This window comes from Loktanella sp. DJP18, from assembly GCF_049310965.1.
GTDB lineage: Bacteria > Pseudomonadota > Alphaproteobacteria > Rhodobacterales > Rhodobacteraceae > Loktanella.
In genome coordinates this window covers 63,241-72,643 of sequence record NZ_JBMERN010000014.1, presented here as the reverse complement: position 1 = coordinate 72,643, position 9,403 = coordinate 63,241, and the positions used below count along the sequence as shown (strand labels likewise).

Annotated in this window: 10 protein-coding genes; 4 read left to right on the top strand and 6 right to left on the bottom strand. The window is 63.3% G+C overall.

Features of this window, described 5'->3' with window-relative positions; all coding sequences use genetic code 11:
* Window positions 1-243 precede the first annotated feature (243 nt).
* The 3 genes from ACOI1H_RS06495 (at window position 244) to ACOI1H_RS06485 (ending at window position 2,135) form a co-directional block, all read left to right on the top strand.
* A complete protein-coding gene (locus ACOI1H_RS06495; protein WP_422436024.1) occupies window positions 244-795 on the top strand; it encodes a hypothetical protein in 552 nt (183 codons plus the stop codon).
* 288 nt (window positions 796-1,083) lie between these two features.
* Window positions 1,084-1,560 carry a flavin reductase family protein gene (locus ACOI1H_RS06490; protein WP_422436023.1) on the top strand — a complete coding sequence of 159 codons (477 nt, stop codon included), beginning with the start codon at window positions 1,084-1,086 and terminating at the stop codon, window positions 1,558-1,560.
* Window positions 1,557-2,135 carry a carboxymuconolactone decarboxylase family protein gene (locus ACOI1H_RS06485; RefSeq protein ID WP_422436022.1) on the top strand — a complete coding sequence of 193 codons (579 nt, stop codon included), beginning with the start codon at window positions 1,557-1,559 and terminating at the stop codon, window positions 2,133-2,135. Before ACOI1H_RS06490 ends, ACOI1H_RS06485 begins: the two co-directional genes overlap by 4 nt.
* On the opposite strand, the gene ACOI1H_RS06480 is transcribed toward ACOI1H_RS06485, so the two are convergent.
* The 6 genes from ACOI1H_RS06480 to ACOI1H_RS06455 all read right to left on the bottom strand — a co-directional run bounded on the left by ACOI1H_RS06480 (window position 2,132) and on the right by ACOI1H_RS06455 (window position 8,078).
* Window positions 2,132-3,304, bottom strand: coding sequence for an FAD-dependent monooxygenase (locus ACOI1H_RS06480; protein WP_422436020.1), 1,173 nt, complete (start codon window positions 3,302-3,304; stop codon window positions 2,132-2,134). The genes ACOI1H_RS06485 and ACOI1H_RS06480 overlap by 4 nt on opposite strands.
* Before the next feature lie 52 nt (window positions 3,305-3,356).
* Window positions 3,357-4,238 (bottom strand): polysaccharide deacetylase family protein, encoded by an 882-nt coding sequence (locus ACOI1H_RS06475; RefSeq protein ID WP_422436018.1) that lies wholly within the window; start codon window positions 4,236-4,238, stop codon window positions 3,357-3,359.
* The gene (locus ACOI1H_RS06470) at window positions 4,238-5,035 is read right to left on the bottom strand and encodes an alpha/beta fold hydrolase (protein ID WP_422436016.1); all 798 of its coding nucleotides are present in this window, start codon (window positions 5,033-5,035) and stop codon (window positions 4,238-4,240) included. The genes ACOI1H_RS06475 and ACOI1H_RS06470 overlap by 1 nt, the downstream gene beginning before the upstream one ends.
* On the bottom strand, window positions 5,032-6,135 hold the full coding sequence (locus ACOI1H_RS06465; protein ID WP_422436014.1) for an LLM class flavin-dependent oxidoreductase: 1,104 nt from the start codon (window positions 6,133-6,135) through the stop codon (window positions 5,032-5,034). Before ACOI1H_RS06465 ends, ACOI1H_RS06470 begins: the two co-directional genes overlap by 4 nt.
* An 87-nt stretch (window positions 6,136-6,222) precedes the next feature.
* Window positions 6,223-7,542 (bottom strand): TRAP transporter large permease, encoded by a 1,320-nt coding sequence (locus ACOI1H_RS06460; protein WP_422436012.1) that lies wholly within the window; start codon window positions 7,540-7,542, stop codon window positions 6,223-6,225.
* A gap of 14 nt (window positions 7,543-7,556) precedes the next feature.
* Complete coding sequence (locus tag ACOI1H_RS06455) at window positions 7,557-8,078, bottom strand: TRAP transporter small permease (RefSeq protein WP_422436010.1); 522 nt, start codon at window positions 8,076-8,078, stop codon at window positions 7,557-7,559.
* A 233-nt stretch (window positions 8,079-8,311) separates the two neighbouring features.
* Between ACOI1H_RS06455 and ACOI1H_RS06450 the strand changes: the two genes are divergently transcribed.
* Window positions 8,312-9,379, top strand: a complete 1,068-nt coding sequence (locus ACOI1H_RS06450) for a C4-dicarboxylate TRAP transporter substrate-binding protein (RefSeq protein WP_422436009.1) — start codon at window positions 8,312-8,314, stop codon at window positions 9,377-9,379.
* The last annotated feature ends 24 nt before the right edge of the window (window positions 9,380-9,403 follow it).

The following is a 9,403-nucleotide window of genomic DNA, read 5'->3' as shown; positions in this document are numbered from 1 at the left end:
ATGGCGTGACATGCCGACCGGACTTACCCGACATGACGACGCACTCTGAAAAGGGTCTGACTTGCGCGGAAACCTGGGCGAGGCAAAGCCACGCGCATTGATCCCATTGGGTGCGGTTGACCGCCTCCAGTCGAATTTGTGATACCGAGTATCGGATCACCGATATTGCCTCGTGCCATGCGCGGGGCCATCCTGCCTGTAGAATAGGCCGTCCTGCGGCGCATCAACACGATTGGAGTTATCATGGCACTGCAGACACGTCGCGTCACACGCGAGGATATGGCGCAGCGGGTCGCGCGCTTTGCCGACCTGACAGGCTTCGACGGCGGGTTGCCCGACAGCGAACACCCCAGCGCGCGCCGCACGCTTTACAACGTCGTCGGCTTTCAACCGCCCGACACGCAGGACAAGGCCACGACGTCGCCGGTGGGCGACAACGCGGCGCGACATGCCGCGATCAAGATTTCCGAAGGTTTCAATCTGGGGTATTGCCGGGCAAAACCCGGGTGTGGCCCGATGATGCACAACCACGACACCAACGAAACCTTCATCCCGATGACGGGTCTCTGGCGGTGTTCGTGGGAGGTGGACGGCAAGGTCGAAGCCTTTGATCTGGGGCCGCATGACGTCGTGTCCTTTCCCGCCGGCGTCCAGCGCCGGTTCGAGAATGTGACCTTCGATGAACCTGACGCAGAGCATCTGCTGATGTTCGTGATCTCTGGCAACGCGCCGCAGGCCGAGTTTTCACCCGAGGCGATGGCCGAACTGCGTGACATGGGACTGATCGCGAAATGAGCGCGCTGCGTCGGCGTTTCGTCTGATCCGACAGAGATGAACGGCATACGGCCGTGCTTGAGCGTCGCATCGAAGTGACGGGCTGGCTTGGTCAATGAGGAGCGAAGCCGTTGACCCGCGCCGACTAGCCCATCGATGGTCGTGAGCGGTGGGCAGATTTTCTATCCGATTTTCGGATTTCAAATATGTAGAACTATCATTTTGTCAAATAGGGACGGCGCTCTATCTTGAGGTCAAGCCAAGATGATCGACCCTTGTGACGGAATTGAGATAATGCTGGATCGCCCGATGACCGACCCGCGCGCCTTGCGCAATGCCTTTGGCGTGCTGCCGACCGGTGTCGCCGTGGTCAGCCTGTTCGACGAGGCGGGCAAACCGACCGGCGTGACTGTCGGGTCGTTCGCGTCGCTCAGCCTCGATCCGGCGCTGTGCCTGTTCTCGCTTGGAAAAGCGCAGGCCAGTGCGCGTCTGTTCACTGTCGGCGTGCCCTTCGTGGTGAACGTGCTGCCGCATGAGTTGTCGGATGTGGCGTGGCAGTTCGCCAAGCCGCTGGAGGATAAATGCGAAGGCGTCGCGTTGTCCGATACGGTCGTCGATGCGCCGCGCCTGCGGGACGGAATCGCGCATTTCGCGTGCCACGGCCATGCGATCCACGACGGCGGCGATCACATCATCGTCGTCGGCCAGATCGAGGATTTCGATCATCGTGACGGCGAGGCATTGGTCTTCTATCGCGGCGGCATGCACCGGCCCGCGCCGTTATGAGCCGTCTTCCCGTGCTGGACGAGGCGGCACTGACGGCCCCGCAGCAACGGGTCTTCGATGCCATCGCCAGTGGGCCGCGCGGCACGGTCGTGGGACCATTGCGGGTCTGGCTGCAAAGCCCCGGTCTTGCGGAAACCGCACAGGCCCTGGGGCAGTACGCCCGCTACGATTCCGTTCTGCCAGAGCATCTGTCGGAACTTGCCATTCTGGTGACGGCCCGGTTCTGGTCGTCAGGGTTCGAATGGGCCCATCACGCGCCGATCGCCAGCGCCGCAGGTATAGCCCCCGCCGCGATATCGGCCATCGCGCTTGCGCAGAAGGTCCGCTTTGACGATCCAAAGATGCAGGCGGTCTTTGACTTTGCAGTGGATCTACACCGGGACCGTCGCGTGGGCGACCTCGCCTATGCCGCGACACTGGACGTCCTCGGGCTTCAGGCCTGCGTCGATCTGGTCGGCATCTGCGGGTATTACACGCTGATTTCCATGACCATCAACACGTTCGATGTGCTCGACGGCACCGGTCCGATCCTGCCACGGATCGCGGGATCGACGGACTCGTACTTCACCGCCTAATCGACGGTCGTGGCGGTCAGCCGCATGATGTCATGCAAGATCGGATTGTGCGCGCCGTCCGCATTCGCGGGGTCGGGTGCAAAGATCGCGGCCCCCAGCTGCTGTCCGCGCTGATAGGCCCGCAAGGACGCCGGGACACGTTGCGCGGAATAGGCCGCAAGGTCGCCATCGGCACAGGCCGCCAGGGCCAGCGCATCCTCTGCCGCTTTTGTCACGCCCATGCCGACATGCGGCCGTGCAACACAGGCGGCATCGCCCGCCAGCGCCACCCGACCGTCATGCATGACCGGCGCATGGTGGTCGTAGATCGGGGTAAAGAAGGGGCGTGCCGACTGATCCAGAATATCCACAAAGGCCTGCGGCAGGATGCGCCGCGCCTGAACCTGCATGGCGTCCAGCACCGCTCCCCGCACCAGCGGCGGCGGGATCGACACCGGGTGATGCTGGCCCGCGTCGTCGGTCAGCATGTCGCGCAGGTCCGCCGCAGGCGCGGGCGCATACCACACGAAATTGTAACGCCGATGGCCGGGCCGCAGGTCGTTGTCGCGCCCCGCAATGGGATACCCGATAATCTGCGTGCCACTGGGGGCAAAGAACGAAAACGTGGGAAAGATGTCCCTGTGCAGGGCCGGGGGCAGGTCGGCCTCGTCCGCCAGCGCGCGCCAGACGACATAGCCCGCATAGTCGGGCACGACATCGGGCAGCATCTGCGCGCGCACCGCCGACCGGAACCCGTCGGCACCGACCAGCAGATCGCCCGATACGGTTGTGCCGTCGGCGAATGTCGCGACGACGCCCGCGGACGACTGCATATAACCAGTGATGTGCCGCGACAGGTGGTAATGGCCTTGCGGCACCAGACGACGCAGGACTTGATGGATGCGGTCCCATGACGTCACGATCTGGGGATAGGGCAGCACCGCGACCCGGGAGCCGGACCGGTCGAAGGCCACCCTGTCCTGCACCATCACGCCCAGATCGTCCAGATCGGCACCGACCGTGCGCAGGGCGTCGATCAGGGTGTCGTGGGTGACGATCCCCGCACCGCGCCCCGCCAGTTCCACATCGGACCTCTCGTAGACATCGACGGTCCAGCCGGCCCGCAGCAGTGCCGTGGCGGCAAACAATCCGCCGATCGATCCGCCAGAGATGATTGCGTGTCGTGCCATGCGAAACCCCATTCATATTTATCGATCTATAAATAAGATCGGGGTCCGCAAATCAAGTCCCGGTTTTCGCCATCGCGCCGGTGTACCAGTCACCGATTTGGCTGGCCGTCATCCAGGCGACGCCGTCGTGCTGGCCGATATAGTCCAGCAGCGCCTCCAGATACTTGATCCGGTGCGGCACGCCGGTGATGTAGGGATGGATCGAGATCGCCATGACGCGGGCATTCGTCGCCCCTTCGGCATAGAGGCGGTCGAACTGGTCGGTGCCGCGCCGCAGAAATTCGTCGGACCGATGCCCCTGCAACGCATGGACGGCGATGTCGTTCGTCTCGACCGTGTAGGGGACGGTGGTGATCGTGCCGAAGGGGGTGGAGGTCGCCTGCGGCAGATCGTCCAGCACCCAGTCGGCCACGTATTCGATGCCCGCCTCGCGCAGCAGGTCCAGCGTCTCATCCGTCTCGGTCAGGCCGGGGCTTTCCCATGACCGGGGGCGGGTGCCGGTAAACGCCTCGATGCTGTCCATCGCGGCGTGGATGGCACCGCGCTGGTCATCCAGCTTGTGCATCGGGCCTTGCAGGTGGCCGTGGCCCATGAATTCCCAGCCCGCATCTAGCCCGGCCCCCGCGACCCGCGGATAGCTGTTGCAGACGTTGCCATTGATGGCCAGCGTCACAGGAATGTCGCGCGATACGAGGGCCTGATGTTGCCGCCAGAATCCGCTACGCATGCCGTATTCGTGCCAGGACCAGTTCGGCACGTCCGGCAGCAGGGGTTGCCCCATGGGCGGCGGCAGGACGGTGCGCGGCATCGCGCGTTCGATGCCCCACTCTTCGACGTTCAGGATGACCCAGACCGCCAGTCGCTTGTTGTCGGGCAGGGTCAGGTGCGGGCGATCCACGATCGCCTGATAGGGGAAACGGTCGGTCAGGCGCATCAGAACTCCAGAAACGATTGCAGGGCGGCGTTGAAGGCATCGCGCCGGTTCAGGTTCGCGATATGGGCGCAGTCGGGAATGTCGACATGGACGGCCCCCGGCGTTGCGGCGCACATGTCGCGCATGGTCTGCGTCGGTGCACCCATGTCCTGCGCGCCCGATACATAAAGGACCGGCACCGCCATGTCGGGCAGGCGGCGCAGATAGTCGAGCCGTTGCAGCGCACGGGCACAGCCGGTGTATCCGGCGACCGTGGTTGCCCGAAAGTCGTCAGCCAGAGCCGCAACCTCGGCAGGCCGGTCGGCCTGCACGTCAGGCGTCAGCCAGCGTTCCAGCGTCCCGGGCCAGATCGCGGCCATGCCGCCCTGCGTGATCGCCGCGATCCGGTCGTCCCAGCCGTTGGCAAAGGCGGGCGGCGCATCGGCGCGCGCGCAGGCGCAGACGATCCGCCGAAACAGGTCCGCGTGGTCAAGCCCCAGACCCAGCCCCGTCATGCCCCCCAGCGACAGGCCGATGAAGTCGGCCTGCGCCACGTCGAGATGGTCCATGATCGCCAGGACGTCGCCCGTCAGGTCGGCAAAGCGGTAGTCGCCCGGGGGCGTGCTGGACCGGCCATGACCGCGCGTGTCGTAACCGATGACGCGGTAATGGTCCTCCAGCAGCGCGCGCTGCGGGTCCCACATGTCCAGACCGGCCCCCAGCGAATTCGACAGCACCACGACCGGACCGTCGGTCCGCCCGGTGACGCGGACGGACAGGGTCACGTCCCCGCGCGCGACGTCGATCCGCTGGGTCATTCGGCCACCATCGCCGCCGGCAGCGCGGCGTTCACGGCGGGCATGCATCTTTCGGCCAGCAGGATCATCGATCGACGAGACAGTTCGACATCGGCCCAATCCTTGCCGGCGACCAGCAGCGTGCCGAAATCGCCGATGTCGTCGCGCAGTGCGAGAATGTCGTCGGCGACCTTGTCCGGCGTGCCCCAGGTGATGCATTCGTCCATCACCATCTCCAACGTCACCTCGTCGTCGTGCATGTTCTGGTCGTGTTTGAACAGGTTGGCGCGCCCGTGTTTCTTCATCTTGGTCAAAAGCTGGCTGTAGTAATACCGGTAGGGGCTGTCGGCAGCATAGACGTAGTCGCGCGCCGTGTTCATGTCGTCCGCGACGAAGACGGACCGCGCGACGCGCCAGTTCGCGGGATCGGCGGGCCGCCCCGCCCGTTCGCAGCCTTCGACGTATTTCGGCCAATGGGTCTTGACCCACTTGCGCAGCAGGAAGTTCGCGGAAATCGGGTCCCAACCGCGCGCGGCGGCCTCTGTCACGCCTTTGGAAAACGGTGCGACGGCGGTGACGACGATGGGCGGGTGCGGGCGTTGCAAGGGTTTGGGCATGATGCCCTGACCGATCTCGGGCATCATCTGCGTTTCGGTCGTGATGTCCCAGAAATGGCCCTTGATGTTATAGGGTGCCTCGGATTCCCAGATCTTCAGGACGTGGTTGATGCCTTCCAGAAACATGGCCGGGCGGTCGGCGTTCAGACTGCCGAAAACCTCTGCGTCGGTGGCCAGCCCGCCGGGCGAGATGCCGAAGATGAACCGCCCGTCCAGCATGTGATCCAGCATCGCCACCTGTGCCGCAACGGCGGCGGGGTGGGTGTTGGGCAAGTTGACCGTGCCGGTGCCCAGCCTGATCTGCTTGGTCGCGGCGGCAATCCACGCGATGAAACTGATGCAATGCGTGATGTTTTCGGCAGCATCCGTGGTGTGTTCGCCGACATAGGCTTCGGTGTAGCCGAGTTCGTCCGCCAGAAGGAATGCGGCCCGGTCCTCGTGCAGGCTGGTGCGCCAGTCCTTGGCCACGGGGTGGATCGGCATGGTAAAGAAACCCAGGTTCATCTCAATCTCCGCAATGCTGTTCCAGCCAAACTAGCCCCTTGGGAGCATATGCGAAAATTATAAGAACTGCATCGCCGTATCGAATTTTCAGATAAGGGCTCCGGGCAGCAAGGTCGCCAGTTGTGGAATCAACAGGACGATGAAGGCGGCGACAAGGATCAGCACGAAATAGGGAAAAGACCCGATGAAGATCTTCTTCAGCGTCGCGGTCGGGTCCGGGACCGATCCGCGCACGGTATAGACCAGCAGACCAAAGGGCGGCGACAGCAGTCCCGCCTCGATCACGAGGATGCCGAAGATCGCGAACGCGATGGGATCGTATCCCATCGCCACGGCGATCGGGGCAAAGATTGGGACCGTCAGCAGGATGATGGACACGGAGTCGATCAGCATCCCAAGGATCAGCCAGATGGCCGTCATCAGCAGGATGACCATCGTGGGCGACAGATCGCTGTCGCTGAACATCCCCTGAATGTAGTTGACTCCGCCACCGAGGGCGAGAAGGCGCGAATACATCTGTGCGGCGATCAGCAGGAACATGATCGGCGCAGTGGTGCGACCGGCTTGATACATGCTTTCCAGAATGTCGGCACCGCGCATCCCCTTGGTGATCCCGATCACCAGTGCTGCGATCACGCCAAATGCGGCCGCCTCGGTCGGGGTGAACCACCCCAGCCAGATGCCGCCGATCACGATGACGATCAACGACAGGATACCGAGCCCGCCGATCAGTTCCGACCGCTTTTCCGCGGGTGTGGGCTGGGTCAGTGGTTCTTCATAGGCCGGTGCGATCCTGGGGTTCATCACCGCCGCGGCAATGACATAGGCCGAAAACAGCAACGCCAGCATCAGGCCGGGCAGGATGCCCGCGATGAACAGCGCGCCGACGCTGAGTTCCGTCAGCACGGCCCAGACGATCAGCAGCACGGAGGGCGGAATCAGCATCCCCAGACAGGCCGACCCGGCAACAGCCCCCAGCGCGAAGGTCTGCTTGTAGCCAAGCTTCATCATCTCGGGGTATGCGATCCGGCTGAACGCGGCGGCCGATGCAATGGACACGCCCGTCACCGCCGCAAAGACGGTGTTGCCCGCAATGGTGGCGATGGCCAGACGACCCGGCAGCCGGCGCAGGGCACGGTCGCAGATCCGGTAAAGGTCGCCTGCCGCGCCGCTGCGCCAGATGAAATCGCCCATCAGCACGAACAGGGGGATGACGGCGAAGACGTCCTTGCGGATCGCCTCGAACGCCGTGTTCGACATGATCGACAGTGCCGCCTCGGTGTTGCCGCGGAACATGATGTAGACGCCGACGCCCGAACACAGGGCCAGACCCACGCCGATGTGGACCCCAAGCAGGATCATCAAAAGCAGGACGCCCAGCATGATCAGTACGATTTCGCCGCCCATCAAATGCGCCTCCCTTAGTTTTCAAGTCGGGCGAGCGCACCGGGTGCCTCGCTTTCGAAGGTGAGCTGGCCGGTCCAGTCGAGCCAGATCATCTGTGCATAGGCAAGCGCGGCGGCGGCTGACATCAGGGCAATGGCACCGCGCACGGGCCATGTCGGCACGCGCAGTGACCCTTCGCCTTCGTATTCGCCGATCCGGTAGGCATCCATGAACGACGGCCAGGTCCCCCAGATCAGCGCCAGAAACAACAGCAGCCCAAGAATCGACGCCAGCGTTCGCAGCACGCGACGCATCCACCCGGGCACCGCGTCCACCAGAATGGTCGTGCGCAACATCGAACCGGAATAGATCGCCAGCGGAATTTGCAGGAAGGTGATGGTGACGACAGAGTTCTGCAGGATTTCCTTGGCCCCCGGCACGGGTTGCGAAAAGGCGATCCGCCCGATCACATCACCGAAGACCAGAAACGCCAGCGCCAGAATCCAGAAGGCCGACATGATGTGCAGCAGGCGCGCACCCTTGATCGAAGCTGTCATCGCGTCCCTCCCCTGACGGTGTGAAGCCGTTGGCCGAACGCTAACCAATCACGGTCACCCGTCAACATTTATTTATTGATCGATAATTTATGCGGGTTTCGCAGCACGAGTTTCTTGACCGACGCGTGCCGATATGCAGAAAGTGTTATGTTAGCGATCGATAAATTGGCTGGGGTAGGGCCAGCCGCGTTGACCAAAGCGGCCGTGACCGCAAATGTCTGGGAGGACACGACATGATATCACATTTCTCCGGCGGATTGGCCGGATTTGTTCTGTTGGGGCTGGCGGCTCCGGTTGCTGCCGACACGTTCACGTTGCGCATCGGAGCAGGCCATCCAAGCGGCCCGTCCGTCTATGTCACTGATGTGGAAAAGTTCTTCGTCCCCGAAGTCACGCGCCGCGTCGCCGAGGAGACCGACCACGAGGTCGTCTTCATCGAAGGATACGGTGGTGCCATCGCTGGCGTGTCCGAAACGCTGGAAGCGGTGCAGAACGGCATCCTGGACATCGGCGCATTTTGCATGTGTTTCGAGCCGGCGAAGCTGTTTCTGCACAACTTTCCGTATTACGCGCCCTTCGGCCCGCAGGAATCGACTCAGGCAATGGCCGCCGTGCGCGCCGTTTATGACGAGGTGCCGTGGCTGACAGAGCAGTTCGAGACCGAGAACGATCAGGTTCTGCTGGGGCTGCATGGCTGGGATAACTACCACCTTGGCACGACCGAACCTTGGGAAACCGTCGCGGATCTGAAGGGCGTGAAGGTCGGTGGTGCCGGTCCGAACCTGCCGTGGCTGGAATTCGCGGGTGCCATTCCGGTGCAATCGGCCTTGCCTGACGGGTATCTGTCCTTGCAGACAGGGGTTTACAGCGGCTGGCTGATGTTCCCATCGGCATATCTGGGGTTCAAGTTCTATGAACCGTCGCCCAACTACAAACTGGTCGGGTTCGGTGCGATGCCGGTCAACGCGCTGACGGTCAACGTGCGCACGCTGGCCAGCCTGCCAGAGGACGTGCAGACCATCATCCGCGAGGTCGGCCGCGCTTACGAGGATCAGGCCGGCGCCTCGCTTGACGCCGCACAGCAACGCGGTCTGGACGGTCTGACGGCCGCCGGTGCCGTGGTCACGGAGCTTGCGCCAGAGGTGCGGGCGGAATGGGCGAATTCGCTGATCGGCTTCCCGCAGTTGCAGGCGGCAGATGCGAACGGCCGCGGCGCGCCGGGCACCGAAGTCATGCAGGCCTATATCAAGGCGGTGACGGACACCGGCTATGAATGGCCGATCACCTATACACTTGAGTGATCTGACCCTCTGACCGGCGCGCGC

Coding starts and splice junctions, on each gene's coding strand:
- ACOI1H_RS06485 (WP_422436022.1), top strand. CDS start 1,557: ATGAGCCGTCTTCCCGTGCTGGACGAGGCGGCACTGACGGCCCCGCAG.
- ACOI1H_RS06460 (WP_422436012.1), bottom strand. CDS start 7,542: ATGGGCGGCGAAATCGTACTGATCATGCTGGGCGTCCTGCTTTTGATG.
- ACOI1H_RS06465 (WP_422436014.1), bottom strand. CDS start 6,135: ATGAACCTGGGTTTCTTTACCATGCCGATCCACCCCGTGGCCAAGGAC.
- ACOI1H_RS06470 (WP_422436016.1), bottom strand. CDS start 5,035: ATGACCCAGCGGATCGACGTCGCGCGCGGGGACGTGACCCTGTCCGTC.
- ACOI1H_RS06480 (WP_422436020.1), bottom strand. CDS start 3,304: ATGGCACGACACGCAATCATCTCTGGCGGATCGATCGGCGGATTGTTT.
- ACOI1H_RS06450 (WP_422436009.1), top strand. CDS start 8,312: ATGATATCACATTTCTCCGGCGGATTGGCCGGATTTGTTCTGTTGGGG.
- ACOI1H_RS06495 (WP_422436024.1), top strand. CDS start 244: ATGGCACTGCAGACACGTCGCGTCACACGCGAGGATATGGCGCAGCGG.
- ACOI1H_RS06475 (WP_422436018.1), bottom strand. CDS start 4,238: ATGCGCCTGACCGACCGTTTCCCCTATCAGGCGATCGTGGATCGCCCG.
- ACOI1H_RS06455 (WP_422436010.1), bottom strand. CDS start 8,078: ATGACAGCTTCGATCAAGGGTGCGCGCCTGCTGCACATCATGTCGGCC.
- ACOI1H_RS06490 (WP_422436023.1), top strand. CDS start 1,084: ATGACCGACCCGCGCGCCTTGCGCAATGCCTTTGGCGTGCTGCCGACC.